Annotated in this window: 14 protein-coding genes; 4 read left to right on the top strand and 10 right to left on the bottom strand. The window is 69.3% G+C overall.

What is annotated here, in order from left to right; all coding sequences use genetic code 11:
* Positions 1-107: 107 nt before the first annotated feature.
* From CAP40_RS01355 to glmM, 6 genes are read right to left on the bottom strand one after another with little or no spacing between them, the layout of a single operon-like run.
* Positions 108-509, bottom strand: coding sequence for a biopolymer transporter ExbD (locus CAP40_RS01355; protein WP_086127564.1), 402 nt, complete (start codon positions 507-509; stop codon positions 108-110).
* Complete coding sequence (locus CAP40_RS01360) at positions 506-1,147, bottom strand: ribonuclease HII (protein ID WP_086127565.1); 642 nt, start codon at positions 1,145-1,147, stop codon at positions 506-508. The genes CAP40_RS01355 and CAP40_RS01360 overlap by 4 nt, the downstream gene beginning before the upstream one ends.
* Positions 1,140-2,297, bottom strand: coding sequence for a bifunctional hydroxymethylpyrimidine kinase/phosphomethylpyrimidine kinase (thiD, locus tag CAP40_RS01365; RefSeq protein ID WP_086127566.1), 1,158 nt, complete (start codon positions 2,295-2,297; stop codon positions 1,140-1,142). Before thiD ends, CAP40_RS01360 begins: the two co-directional genes overlap by 8 nt.
* 5 nt (positions 2,298-2,302) lie before the next feature.
* Positions 2,303-2,527 (bottom strand): DUF1272 domain-containing protein, encoded by a 225-nt coding sequence (locus tag CAP40_RS01370; protein WP_086127567.1) that lies wholly within the window; start codon positions 2,525-2,527, stop codon positions 2,303-2,305.
* The gene (locus CAP40_RS01375; RefSeq protein WP_086127568.1) at positions 2,520-2,714 is read right to left on the bottom strand and encodes a hypothetical protein; all 195 of its coding nucleotides are present in this window, start codon (positions 2,712-2,714) and stop codon (positions 2,520-2,522) included. The genes CAP40_RS01370 and CAP40_RS01375 overlap by 8 nt, the downstream gene beginning before the upstream one ends.
* Positions 2,711-4,051, bottom strand: coding sequence for a phosphoglucosamine mutase (gene glmM, locus CAP40_RS01380; protein WP_086127569.1), 1,341 nt, complete (start codon positions 4,049-4,051; stop codon positions 2,711-2,713). The genes CAP40_RS01375 and glmM overlap by 4 nt, the downstream gene beginning before the upstream one ends.
* A 71-nt stretch (positions 4,052-4,122) precedes the next feature.
* Between glmM and CAP40_RS01385 the strand changes: the two genes are divergently transcribed.
* Together CAP40_RS01385 and CAP40_RS01390 are read left to right on the top strand one after the other, a co-directional pair.
* Positions 4,123-5,391: a dicarboxylate/amino acid:cation symporter gene (locus tag CAP40_RS01385; RefSeq protein ID WP_086127570.1), complete on the top strand. Its 1,269-nt coding sequence runs from the start codon at positions 4,123-4,125 to the stop codon at positions 5,389-5,391.
* Positions 5,388-6,488 (top strand): AbrB family transcriptional regulator, encoded by a 1,101-nt coding sequence (locus CAP40_RS01390; protein WP_086127571.1) that lies wholly within the window; start codon positions 5,388-5,390, stop codon positions 6,486-6,488. Before CAP40_RS01385 ends, CAP40_RS01390 begins: the two co-directional genes overlap by 4 nt.
* A gap of 85 nt (positions 6,489-6,573) precedes the next feature.
* On the opposite strand, the gene gorA is transcribed toward CAP40_RS01390, so the two are convergent.
* From gorA to pgi, 4 genes are all read right to left on the bottom strand, one after another.
* Positions 6,574-7,920, bottom strand: a complete 1,347-nt coding sequence (gene gorA, locus CAP40_RS01395) for a glutathione-disulfide reductase (protein ID WP_086128392.1) — start codon at positions 7,918-7,920, stop codon at positions 6,574-6,576.
* A 60-nt stretch (positions 7,921-7,980) separates the two neighbouring features.
* Complete coding sequence (locus CAP40_RS01400; protein WP_144034191.1) at positions 7,981-8,607, bottom strand: hypothetical protein; 627 nt, start codon at positions 8,605-8,607, stop codon at positions 7,981-7,983.
* 154 nt (positions 8,608-8,761) lie between these two features.
* A complete protein-coding gene (locus CAP40_RS01405) occupies positions 8,762-9,067 on the bottom strand; it encodes an alkylphosphonate utilization protein (RefSeq protein ID WP_086127573.1) in 306 nt (101 codons plus the stop codon).
* Entirely contained in the window at positions 9,064-10,557 is a 1,494-nt protein-coding gene (gene pgi, locus CAP40_RS01410) for a glucose-6-phosphate isomerase (RefSeq protein ID WP_256923962.1), read from the bottom strand. The genes CAP40_RS01405 and pgi overlap by 4 nt, the downstream gene beginning before the upstream one ends.
* A gap of 105 nt (positions 10,558-10,662) precedes the next feature.
* Here pgi and lepB point away from each other — a divergent pair, with 105 nt between their 5' ends.
* Together lepB and rnc are read left to right on the top strand one after the other, a co-directional pair.
* Complete coding sequence (gene lepB / locus CAP40_RS01415) at positions 10,663-11,520, top strand: signal peptidase I (RefSeq protein WP_086127575.1); 858 nt, start codon at positions 10,663-10,665, stop codon at positions 11,518-11,520.
* Positions 11,517-12,188: a ribonuclease III gene (gene rnc / locus CAP40_RS01420; protein ID WP_256923963.1), complete on the top strand. Its 672-nt coding sequence runs from the start codon at positions 11,517-11,519 to the stop codon at positions 12,186-12,188. Before lepB ends, rnc begins: the two co-directional genes overlap by 4 nt.
* The last annotated feature ends 79 nt before the right edge of the window (positions 12,189-12,267 follow it).

Genomic DNA, 12,267 nt, shown 5'->3' on the forward strand with positions numbered 1-12,267 from the left:
CCTGCGATTCCGTTAACTTGTGGAACGGTTCGGAAACTTATCCACATGCTGAGTCGGGGAGTTATCCACAGGCACAAGATATGGGGTGTGGCGGAAAAGACTCAGAATCAGAACACGATCTCGCCGCCCGGATAATATCGCCAGCCGGATCCTTCGCCGCAAAGCCCCGCCCTGCACGAAGGCGACGCACGCAGGACTCGGCGCGCATCCCGCACTGCCGGACACGCCGTGCCCGAATCAAAGGAGAAGAGAATCATCGGCCGCGGGTTCGCCGATGCGGACCGGTGGAGGAAATCCGCCAGCGCCGCCACGGAAACCGGCTCGCCATTCCATGCCACGACGCCGTCTCCGCGCACGCGCACCCTCTCGATCGGCATGAGTTCGCCGATGCCCTCGGCGGGCCGGTGCCAGCCCTTGGGCGGCCCGTCGCACCCTTGGCCTTCCCCGGTCGCGCTGTCCGTGCACGCCCCCAGCGCGGCGAGAAGCAGCGGCGCGAGGAGCCGCTTCATTCCCCCGCCCGGCTCCCGAAATCGAAATGCGCCTGCGCCACCGGCGCGAAGCTCCTGCGGTGGTGCGGCGTGGGGCCGAGCGACCGCAGCGCTTCCTGGTGGACCTTGGCCGCATAGCCCTTGTTGCTCGCCCAGCCATAGCCGGGATGGAGCGCGTCCAGTTCGATCATCATCGCGTCGCGCCGGTGCTTGGCGACGATCGAGGCGGCGGCGATCGACAGGCAGAGCGCATCGCCGCCGACCACCGCATGGCTCCGATGCGCCCAGTCGGGGCAGCGATTGCCGTCGACCAGCACGAAGGCGGGAGCCGGCCCGAGCGCCTCGACCGCGCGCGTCATCGCCAGCATCGTCGCCCAGAAGATGTTGAGGCCGTCGATCTCCTCGACCGTGGCGATGCCCAGGCCCACCCGGGCGCAGGCGAGGATCTCGGCGCAGAGCCGCTCGCGCTTGCCGGCCGTCAGCGCCTTGGAATCGTCGATGCCCTCGGGGATGCAGCGGGAATCGAGGACGACGGCGGCAGCGACCACCGGGCCGGCGAGCGGGCCGCGGCCCGCCTCGTCCACCCCGGCGACCGGGCCGCCATGCAGCGTGCCGAATTTCTCTTCGAACGCGAGATCGGGCCCGGAATTCCTAGGCATCGCCGACTCGCCATGGCGGATAGCGGCGCATCTCGCCGGCCTGGTAGAGCCGCACCGAATTGCCCGCCGGATCGCGCAGCCGCGCCTCGCGCCAGCCCCAGGTCTCGTCCTTGGGCTCCTGCTCGAACGCGATGCCCTGCTGCTGGAGATAGGCGACGGTGACGTCGAGGTCGCCGCATTCGAAATAGACGACCGGCGCGGTATATCCCGGATCGGTGGCGATGCTGAAGGTCGCGCCGCCCTCGGTCTCGAACCGGGCATAGCGCGGGCTGGCGCGGACGACCTGGGTGAGGCCGAGCAGCCGGTAGAAGCGCTCGCTGGCGGCGAGATCGGTGGCGGGGACGGTCACCTGGTTGAGCATCGGCTCGAAGAAACTCAGATTGAGGTCGAGCCGCACCGCCTGATGCCCCATCGGGCCATGGCCGCGGCCCAGCCCCGGCGCCTCACGCATCGCGATGCGCACGAAGCGGCGGGCGCGGCGAACGGCCTCGGGCAGGTCCCATTCCTCCGCCAGCCCGCAGGCGATCGCGGTGGAAAGCGTGCAACCGGTGCCATGGGTATTGTCGGTCTCGATGCGCGGATTGCTCCATTCGATCTCGGGCGGATCCTCGGGATCGGCGGAATAGAGCCGGTCGGTGATGATCGGGCCGTCGACATGGCCGCCCTTGACCAGCACCGCGCAGCGATGCGCCGCGACCAGCGCGCGGGCGTCGCCGCCCAGCGCCGCCAGCTCGGGGATGTTGGGGGTGACGACGCTGGCACGGTCCATCAGCCGCTCGAACGCGGCGATCGTCGCGTCATCGGCAAGCGTGGCACCGCTGGTCGCGACCATGACGGGATCGAACACCACCGGCACGCCGGGCAGCTCGGCGAGCTTCTCCGCCAGCGCCAGCGCGGTGCGGGCCGAGCCGATCATGCCGATCTTGATCGCGTCGACGCCGATATCGGTGACGCAGGCATCGATCTGGGCGAGCACCATCTCGGTGGGGACCGGGTGGACGCCCGTGACGCCCAGGGTGTTCTGCGCGGTGATCGCGGTGATCGCCGTCATCGCATGGCCGCCGAGCATGGTGACGGTCTTGATGTCGGCCTGGATGCCGGCGCCGCCGCCGGAGTCCGACCCGGCGATGATCAGGATGCGAGGCGTCATGGTCTTCAGCCCTTGAACCGGCGCTCCGTGCTGGCCGGATTGTTCGCCAGTGCCTTACCCACGCGCGCCGGCCGGTCCAACAGCTCGCCGCCGCAATTGGGGCAGCGTTCGTCGAGCGCATCGGTGCAGGCGGCGCAGAAGGTGCATTCGAACGAGCAGATGAAGGCGCCGCCCTCGTCGGCGGGCAGGTCGGCGCCGCAGCGCTCGCAATCGGGGCGCATCTCAAGCATCGGCGCGGCTCCGCATTCCGTCATAGAAAAACCAGAGGCCGCCGGCGATCACCAGCACCAGCGCCGAATGACCGATCCCGTCGATCGCGGACATGGCGCCGCCGGCCAGGCGGCCAAAATTCGCGAACCACGCGCCCAGCGCCCCGGCGGCGCCCACCGACAGCGCCGATTTCAGCCGGCCGCTCATGCCGCCGCCGCGCGCACGACGTCGCAGATCCGGTCCACCACCGCCTCGACCTGCGCCTTGTCGTCGCCCTCGGCCATCACCCGGATCACCGGCTCGGTGCCCGAGGCGCGGATGACGAGCCGCCCCTTGCCGTCGAGCTCGGTCTCGGCCGCCGCGATCGCATCCTGCACGCGCGGGTCCTCCAGCGGCTTGCCCCCCTTGAAGCGGACATTCTTGAGCAGCTGGGGCAAGGGGTCGAAGCGGTGGAGCACCTCGCTGGCGGGCGCGCCGGCGCGGACCAGTTCGGCGAGCACCTGGAGCGACGCGACCAGCCCGTCGCCGGTGGTCGCATAGTCGGACAGGATGATATGGCCCGATTGCTCGCCGCCGACATTATAGCCGGAGCCGCGCATCTTCTCGAGCACATAGCGGTCGCCCACCTTGGTGCGGATCAGGCCGAGGCCCTGGGCCGAGAGATGGCGCTCGAGCCCGAGGTTCGACATGACGGTGGCGACGAGGCCGCCGCCCGCGAGCCGCCCCTGGCGCGCCCAGCCGCCGGCGATCGTCGCCATCAGCTGGTCGCCGTCAACCACCTTGCCATGCTCGTCGACCACGATCAGCCGGTCGGCGTCGCCGTCGAGCGCGATGCCGATATGCGCGCCCGAACCGACCACTGTCTCGCACAGCGTATCGGGCGCGGTGGAGCCGACGCCGTCGTTGATGTTCTTGCCGTTGGGCGTGACGCCGATCGCGATCACGTCGGCGCCCAGCTCCCAGAGCGCCGAGGGCGCGACCTGATAGGCGGCGCCATTCGCGCAATCGACGACGATCCTGAGCCCGTCGAGCGTGAGATCGGAGGGGAAGGTCGACTTGGCGAAGTGGATGTAGCGGCCGCGCGCATCCTCGACCCGGCGGGCCCGGCCGATATCGGCCGAGGCGGCGAGCGGCACCTCGCCGTCGATCAGCGCCTCGATCGCCAGCTCGTCCGCGTCGGACAGCTTGTAGCCGTCGGGACCGAACAGCTTGATGCCGTTGTCGGCATAGGGATTGTGGCTGGCGGAAATCATCACGCCCATGTCCGCGCGCATCGAATGGGTGAGCATCGCCACCGCGGGCGTGGGCATCGGCCCGACCAGCACCACGTCCATGCCCACCGAAGTGAAGCCGGCGACCAGCGCGTTCTCGAGCATATAGCCCGAAAGCCGCGTGTCCTTGCCGATCACCACCCGGTGCCGGTGATCGCCGCGCCGGAAGTGCGCGCCGGCCGCCATGCCGACCTTCATCGCCATCGCCGCCGTCATCGGCGACAGGTTCGTCGCGCCCCGGATTCCGTCGGTACCGAAATATTTTCTTGCCATGTGCCGTTTTCTCGCGACCTTGCGGGTCCTCAACCGCCACCGGATAGCGCGGAATTTCTCAAAGGGCGAGCATGTCGCAACCAACCCGTATCCTGTTGTCCCTGATCGCGGGACTGATCCTCGGCGCCGTGCTCGCCGCCTGGGCGCCCGCCGCGGCGCTGACCGCCGCCGAATTCGCGCAGCCGATCGGCCAAGCTTGGCTCAACGGCCTGCAGATGACGATCGTGCCGCTGGTCGTCGCGCTGCTGATCACCGGTGTCGCCGCGACTGCCGAGGCCGCGCAGGCCGGCCGCCTGGCGGGCCGCGCGATCGCGCTCTACGTCGTCGTGCTGTTCCTCTCGGCCACGGCCGCGGCGATCCTCACGCCGCTGTTCCTCCACATCGCCCCGCTGCCGCACGAATCGGCCGAGGCCCTGCGCGGCGCGCTGGCCGGCGCCGAGAAGATCGGGCCGGTCCCGCCGATCGGCGAGTTCCTGGCCGCGATCGTTCCCGCCAACATCGTCAAGGCGGCGGCGGAAAACGCCTTCCTCTCGCTGATCATCTTCTCGCTGATCTTCGCCTTCGCGATGACCCGGGTGGGCGGCGAGGCTCAGGCGCTGCTGACCAACTTCTTCAAGGCGCTGCGCGACGTGATGCTGGTGGTGATCGACTGGGTGCTGTGGGTGGGGCCGCTCGGCGTGTTCGCGCTCGCCCTCGTCGTCGGCGCCAAGGCCGGCACCGGCGCGTTCGGCGCGCTGATCCATTATATCCTCACCATCGCCGGCGTCGGCCTGGCGGTGACGATCTTCGCCTATCCCGTGGCGGTGTTCGGCGGGCGCGTCCGCCTGGGCCGCTATGTCCGCGCCGCGCTGCCGAGCCAGGCGGTGGCGCTCAGCACGCAATCCTCGCTCGCCACCCTGCCGGTGATGATCGAGGGCTCGGGCAAGCTCGGCGTGCCGGTGGCCGTATCGGGCGTGACCCTGCCGCTGGCGGTGGCGATCTTCCGCGCGACCGGGCCGGCGATGAACTTCGCGGTGGCGATCTACGTCGCCGAATGGTTCGGCGTGCCGCTGAGCCCGGCGACGCTGGCGGTGGGCGTGGTGGTGGCGACGCTGACCTCGCTCGGCTCGGTGAGCCTGCCCGGCACGGTGAGCTATGTCAGCGCCATCGCCCCGGTCGCGGCGACGATCGGCGCGCCGGTGAGCCCGCTCGGCCTGCTCGTCGCGGTCGAGACCATCCCCGACATCATGCGCACCGTCGGCAACGTCACCTGGGACATCGCCGCGACCAGCTGGCTGTCGCGCCGCGCCGGCAAAGTGCCGCTCGACGAGGCCGACGCGATCCTCGCCCATGATACGTGAGCGCGCATAGGGCCGGACTGTGGTTGGCCCTGCTTGCCGCTTCGGCGGCGGGCACCGCGCTCCTCGAATGGATCGGGCTTTCGGCCGGGCTTCTGCTCGGCCCGATGCTGGCGGCGATCGCCTTTTCGGCGCGCGGCGCCGGGCTGACCTTGCCCCGTCCCCTGTTCACCGGCGCCCAGGCGGTGATCGGCTGCCTGATCGCCGGCACGCTCGACATTGGCGCCTTCTCGCGCGTCGTGGCGCAGTGGCCGCTGTTCCTGGGCGTAACCGCCGCTACCCTGGGTGCGAGCAGCCTGCTCGGCTATCTGCTCAGCCGCTGGCGGGTGCTCCCCGGCAGCACGGCGATCTGGGGATCAATGCCCGGCGCCGCTTCCGCCATGGTGGTGATGGCCGACGCATTCGGCGCCGACGCCCGGCTGGTGGCGTTCATGACCTATACCCGCGTCGTCTGCGTCGCGGCGGTCGCCTCTGTCCTCGCCGCGGCACTTGGCGCGCATCGCGGCGGCGACTGGCTGGCGACGATGCTCTCCCCCGCCCCGCTGCTCCCGTCGGTCGCCACGCTGGCGGTGGCCGGGATCGGCGCATTCGCCGGGCTCCGCCTGCGCATTCCCGCCGGCGCACTGCTGGTGCCGATGGCGGCGGGGATCATCCTCCATGCGCTCGGCATCCTGCGCATGACGCTGCCCGAGCCGGTGCTGGCGGCAAGCTATGCGCTGATCGGCTGGCGGATCGGCCTGGCCTTCACCCGCGAGACGCTGGCGCTCGCGGCCCGAGCGCTGCCGCGCGTGCTGCTCGCGATCTTCGCGCTGATCGGCTTCTCCGCCGCACTGGCCTTCGCGCTGGCCGAGGGGGCAGGGATCGACCCGGTAAGCGCGTATCTGGCGGTGAGCCCGGGCGGGCTCGATTCGGTGGCGATCATCGCGACTTCGGTGCCGGTGGACCAGCCCTTCGTGATGGCGATGCAGGCGCTGCGCTTCCTGGCGGTGCTGGCGCTGGGGCCGATGCTGGCACGGGCGGCGGCGAGGCGGTTCGCGAAATCGAATAATCCTCCCCCGGAGGGGGAGGGGGACGGGCCGCAGGCTGGTGGAGGCGGCTAGCCGCAAGCGGCACAGCCCATGGCATTCCCTATCCACCACCGGCTCCGCCGGCGATCCCCACTCCCTCCGGGAGAGGACTTCCCGATCACTTCATCAGCACCAGTTCCTCCGACATGGTCGGGTGCAGCGCCACCGTCTGGTCGAACGCGTCCTTGGTCAGCCCCGCCTTCACCGCCACCGCCGCAGCCTGGAGGATCTCCGGCGCGTCGGGGCCGATCATGTGGAGGCCGACCACGCGGCCGGTCGTGCCCTCGCAGATCATCTTGTAGAGCGCGCGCTCGTTGCGATCGGCGAGCACATTCTTCATCGCGCGGAAATCCGACTGGTAGACCGCGATCGAGCCCAACTTGTTGCGCGCCTCGCTCTCGGTCATGCCGACGCCGGCCATCGGCGGATGGCTGAACACGGCGCTGGGGATGCAGCCATAGTCCACCTGGTGCGGCTTGTTGCCGAAGATCGTGTCGGCGAACGCCTGGCCCTCGCGGATCGCCACGGGCGTCAGCTGCACCCGGTTGGTCACGTCGCCCACCGCATAGATCGAATCGACCGACGACTTGTTGTCCGCATCCACCTTCACCGCGCCCTTGTCGTCGAGCGCGACGCCGACATCCGCCAGGCCCAGCCCCTCGGTATTGGGCACGCGGCCGGTCGCGAACAGCACGCAGTCGACTTCGATCGGCTCGTGCTTGGTCAGCGTGACCTTGAGCGCGCCGCTCTCGAGCTTCTCGATGGACTTGAACTCGGTGTGGAAGCGGAAATCGATGCCCTTCATCAGCGAGATCTGGAGCAGCCGGTCGCGCATCGAATGGTCATAGCCGCGCAGGATCACGTCGGTGCGGTTGACCAAAGTGACGTGGCTGCCGAACTCGTTGAAGATGCCGGCGAACTCGTTGGCGATATAGCCGCCGCCCGCGATCAGCACCCGCCTGGGCAGCTTCTCCAGATGGAACACCTCGTTCGACGTGATGCCAAGGTCGCTGCCGGGGAAATCGGGCACGTGCGGGTGCGCGCCGGTGGCGATGAGAATATATTTCGCAGTGATCCTGCGGCCGCTCGCCAGCGTGACCTCGTGCGGGCCGGTGACGGTGGCGCGCTCGAGAAAGGTCTCGACCTGGTTGTTGTGCAGCGTCTGGGTGTAGAGACCGTTGAGCCGGTCGACATCCGCCAGCACATTGTCGCGCAGCACCGCCCAGTCGAAATCGCATTCGGGCACGTTCCAGCCGAAGCGGCGCGCATCCTTCAGGTCCTCGGCGAAATGCGCGCCATAGACGAGCAGCTTCTTGGGCACGCAGCCGCGGATCACGCAGGTGCCGCCGATGCGATATTCCTCGGCCACCGCGACCCGGGCGCCGTGCGCGGCCGATACGCGCGAGGCGCGGACGCCGCCGGAACCGGCACCGATGACGAAGAGGTCATAGTCATATTCGGCCACCGGCAATCCTCCGCTCGTTTCGAGGCCGGGAGATAGGGCGCATGCGGCCCGATGCCAATGTCAGCCCCGGCGCAGGTCGATCCGGCGCGACAGGAAATGGAGGATCCAGGCGATCGCCACCGCCGCCAGCGCGGCCGGGACGATGGCCGCCGGCACGTCCTGCGGCGCCACGAAATGCTGCGCGCCGATGCCGAGCGCGGCCAGGCCCCAGACCCAGGCATGGAGCGCGATCCGCCATGGATTGCGGCGACGGAAGCGCGTGGCCAGCGCGCGCGGGATCGGCACGCGCGTCACCAGCTCGCCGTGGATGCGCGCGCGCAATCGGCGCAGGTCGCAGCGGAAGCGGTAGAGCTGCCAGATCGGCCAGCCGTGCAGCAGCGCCCCGCCCGCCGCGCCGCCGATCACCAGGGTGCGCCCGATCGGCAGGCCCACCGTCATGGCGATGACGAGCAGGCCGGCGATGAACAGCCCGAACAGCCAGCCATGGACCTGGGCGGCGACATGCTCGTGCTCGACATAGTGATCGATCCGCGCGAACGCCTCGGCCTGCCAGCCGGGGATCGCCGCGGCGGGGGCCGGAAGCAGGTCTCCGGTACCGGGATCGAAGAGCGGGCCGAGCGGACTCGCCGGAAACCAGCGCTCGATCGCCGCCCGCTCGCTCTCCCGCACGATTCGCCTGCGATCCATCGGCCGCCCCCTTGCCGTGACGGGGCGAGTCTAGCGGGAGAGGGTAAAGGGGTTGCCTGCACAACCCGTCATCCCGGCGAAATTCGGGATCTCGTGCGGCGCCTTCCCCGCGCCTTCGCCCGAGACCCCGGCTTCCGCCGTGGCGACGGCAAAATCAGCGCTTCCGCACGAACTCCGCCCGCAACACCAGGCCCTTGATGCCGTCGAACTTGCAGTCGATCTCCTGGCTGTCGCCGGTGAGGCGGATCGACTTGATCAGCGTGCCGCGCTTCAGCGTCTGCCCGGCACCCTTCACGGTCAGGTCCTTGATCAGCGTGACCTGGTCGCCGTCCTGGAGGAGGTTGCCGACCGAGTCGCGCACCTCGACCACATCCGCCGCACCCATTTTCGCGGCGGCCTCGGCGGCGGGGATCCACTCCCCGCTCGCCTCGTCATAGACATAGTCGTCGTCGCCGCTCATCCGAACGCCCGGGCGATCAGGTCGTCGGTCGAGGGGTCGAAGCTCTGTTCGCCGGCGCCCGCCGCCTTGGCCATTTCCTTGCCGAGCTCGACGCCGAACTGGTCGAACGCGTTGATGCCGAGCAGCACCGCGTTCACGAAGGTGCGCTGCTCGTAGAACGCCAGGATGGCGCCCAGCGTGCGCGGATCGACGCGATCGAGCAGCAGGGTCGCCGAGGGCCGGTCGCCCGGATAGTCGCGCGCCAGATCGTCATTCTTGCGGCCAGCCATCAGCGCCGCGCCCTGGGCGAACATGTTGAGCAGCAGCTGGCGGTGATGCTCCTCGGCCAGCCCGTCGCCCGGCTCGATCGAGCCGACGAACTCGAGCGGCACCAGCCGGGTGCCCTGGTGGAGCAGCTGGAACACCGCATGCTGGGCATCGGTGCCGACCCCGCCCCAGGTGATCGGCGCGGTCGGCCAGGAAACCGGCTGGCCCTCGGCGGTGACGCGCTTGCCGTTCGATTCCATCTCGAGCTGCTGGAGATAGCTCGGCAGCAGGCGGAGCCGCTCGTCATAGGCGAAGGTGGCGCGCGTCTCGCAACCGCGGACCTGCGTGTAGTAAAGGTCGGCGAAGGCGGCGAGCACCGGCGCGTTCGCTTCGAACGAGGCGAGGCGGAAATGGCGGTCCATCTCGGCGGCGCCTTCGAGCAGTTCCTCGAACGCGTCCCAGCCCAGCGCCAGGGCGGCGGGAAAGCCGATCGACGACCAGAGCGAATAGCGGCCGCCCACCGATTCGGCGAAGGGCAGCACGCGGGTCTCGTCGATGCCGAACGCGATCGCCTTTTCCGGCGCGGCGGTGAGCGCGACGAGCTTGCCATAGGGATCGGCGACGCCGCCCTGCATCAGCCACGAGATCGCGCTCTCGGCATTGAGCATCGTCTCGGTGGTGGTGAAGGTCTTGGAGGCGATGGCGACCAGGGTGGTCTGCGGATCGAAGCGGTCGAGCGCGCTCTCCAGCGCGACGCCGTCGACGTTGGAGACCACGGCGACTTCATAGCGACCGGCATCGCGGCCCAGCGCGTCGACGAGCAGGTCCGGCCCCAGGGCCGAGCCGCCGATGCCGATATGAAGGATGCTGCGCACCGGCCCGAACGCCTCGGCCTCGATCGCGTCGATCAACGCGCGCATGCGGGCATGATAGGCCTGGGCGCGGGCCACGCTGTCGGGCGAGCCCTCGCCGCGCTCGGCCGTATGCTCGGCGGCGCGGCCTTCGGTGACGTTGATCTTCTCGCCGGCGAACAGCGCGTCGCGCTTGGCGACCAGGCCCATCTCCGCCGCGATCCGGGTGAAGGCGGCGATCAGATCGGGGGTCAGGTGCGTCTTCGACCAGTCGAAATGAATGCCCGCGACATCGGTGGAGAGCGTGGCGACCCGGCGCGAATCGCGTGCGAACAGTTCGGCGAGCGTCGGGACTTCGAGCGACTTGACGGCGGACCAGTCGGGCAATGCCATGTTCATCTCCTTTGGGACAAGTGCGCCCCTATCGTCCCCGGATCGCCACCGCCACTCCATTCATCGGCTTGACCTCACCGCGCGCCCCAAGCAGAGCAGGTACCCATGGAAAACACGCCCGCCGATTCCCTCGACGAGAAGCCCGCCACCCCCGCTGCGGCGGTCGCGGAGGAAAAGCCCAAGAACGAGTGGAAGGACCTTGGCGTCTTCCTCGTCAAGCTGGCGCTGATCGTCTTCGTGGTGCGCAGCTTCATCTTCTCGCCCTTCTCGATCCCCTCCGAATCGATGATGCCGCGGCTGCTGATCGGCGACTATCTGTTCATCACCAAATGGAATTACGGCTATTCCAGGCACTCGCTGCCCTGGAGCCTGCCGCTGATCCCGGGCCGCATCTTCCCCGGCACGCCGGCACGCGGCGACGTGGTGGTGTTCAAGGCCCCGGGCCATGACGGCGAGGACTGGATCAAGCGCGTGATCGGCCTGCCGGGCGACAGCGTCCAGGTGGTGAACGGCCAGGTGGTGCTGAACGGCAAGGCGATCCCCAAGCAGAAGGTCGCCGATCTGGAGCTGCCGATCACGCCGAACTTCACCAATTGCCCCGCCTTGTTCCAGGGCATCAGCGGCAAGGGCGATCCGGTGTGCAAGCTGCCGCGCTTCCGCGAGACGCTGCCGGGCGGCAAGACCTATGACGTGCTCGACCAGGGGCTGACGCCGCAGGACAATACCGAGGTGTTCCACGTGCCGGCCGGCCATGTCTTCCTGATGGGCGACAATCGCGACAATTCGACCGACAGCCGCTTCGCCCAGCCGCCCGAGGGCCAGGGCATCGCCTATGTCCCGCTGGAGAATCTCGAGGGCAAGGCGGTGCTGAGCTTCTGGTCGACCGACGGCAGCGCCAACTGGTTCCTGCCCTGGACCTGGTTCACTGCGGCACGCTGGGGCCGGATCGGGGAAGGCTTTTGAGCGCTCCCGATCTGGGGGAGTGGATCGTCAGGACCTTCGGCCAGCGCCCATCCGACCTGGCCCCGTATCAGCGCGCGCTGACGCATGGCAGCCAGGCGGCCGAGAATTACGAACGGCTCGAATTCCTGGGTGACCGGGTGCTCGGCCTCGCCATCGCCGAATGGCTGTACGAGCGCTTCTCCGGCGAGCCCGAGGGCGCGCTTTCCCGCCGCCTCAACGCGCTGGTCACGGGCGCGATGTGCGCCGATGTGGCGCGCGAGGTCGGCGTGCCGCCGCTGCTCCGCCTCGGCAAGCAGGCACGCGGCGACGGCGCGGCGGACAGCGACAATGTCCTGGGCGACGCGATGGAGGCGCTGATCGGCGCGCTCTATCTCGAGTTCGGCTTCGCCCCGGCGCGCGACTTCGTCCGCAAGGCCTGGGCGAAGCATATCGACGCGCATGCCAGCGCGCCCCGTCACCCCAAATCGGCGCTGCAGGAATGGGCGGCCGCGAACAATCGCCGCCCGCCCGAATATGTGGTGACCGACCGGTCCGGCCCCAACCATGCGCCGCGCTTCACCGTGAAAGTGTCGATCGGCAGCTTCGCCGAGGCCGAGGCGCAGGGCACCAGCAAGCAGGACGCCGAGACCGCGGCGGCGGCGGCGCTCCTGGCAAAGCTGAAGGCGTGAGGAAAGCCAACCCTCCCTCCGTTCGCCCTGAGCTTGTCGAAGGGCGCCGGGCAGCAAGCGAAACCAGATGAGCTTCTAT

Origin of the sequence: Sphingomonas sp. IBVSS2 (assembly GCF_002127225.1) — a bacterium.
GTDB lineage: Bacteria > Pseudomonadota > Alphaproteobacteria > Sphingomonadales > Sphingomonadaceae > Sphingomonas.

Bases quoted from the DNA above. Each gene is read 5' to 3' on its own strand.
- CAP40_RS01355 (WP_086127564.1), bottom strand. From the start codon at position 509: ATGAAGCGGCTCCTCGCGCCGCTGCTTCTCGCCGCGCTGGGGGCGTGC.
- CAP40_RS01360 (WP_086127565.1), bottom strand. From the start codon at position 1,147: ATGCCTAGGAATTCCGGGCCCGATCTCGCGTTCGAAGAGAAATTCGGC.
- thiD (WP_086127566.1), bottom strand. From the start codon at position 2,297: ATGACGCCTCGCATCCTGATCATCGCCGGGTCGGACTCCGGCGGCGGC.
- CAP40_RS01370 (WP_086127567.1), bottom strand. From the start codon at position 2,527: ATGCTTGAGATGCGCCCCGATTGCGAGCGCTGCGGCGCCGACCTGCCC.
- CAP40_RS01375 (WP_086127568.1), bottom strand. From the start codon at position 2,714: ATGAGCGGCCGGCTGAAATCGGCGCTGTCGGTGGGCGCCGCCGGGGCG.
- glmM (WP_086127569.1), bottom strand. From the start codon at position 4,051: ATGGCAAGAAAATATTTCGGTACCGACGGAATCCGGGGCGCGACGAAC.
- CAP40_RS01385 (WP_086127570.1), top strand. From the start codon at position 4,123: ATGTCGCAACCAACCCGTATCCTGTTGTCCCTGATCGCGGGACTGATC.
- CAP40_RS01400 (WP_144034191.1), bottom strand. From the start codon at position 8,607: ATGGATCGCAGGCGAATCGTGCGGGAGAGCGAGCGGGCGGCGATCGAG.
- CAP40_RS01405 (WP_086127573.1), bottom strand. From the start codon at position 9,067: ATGAGCGGCGACGACGACTATGTCTATGACGAGGCGAGCGGGGAGTGG.
- pgi (WP_256923962.1), bottom strand. From the start codon at position 10,557: ATGGCATTGCCCGACTGGTCCGCCGTCAAGTCGCTCGAAGTCCCGACG.
- lepB (WP_086127575.1), top strand. From the start codon at position 10,663: ATGGAAAACACGCCCGCCGATTCCCTCGACGAGAAGCCCGCCACCCCC.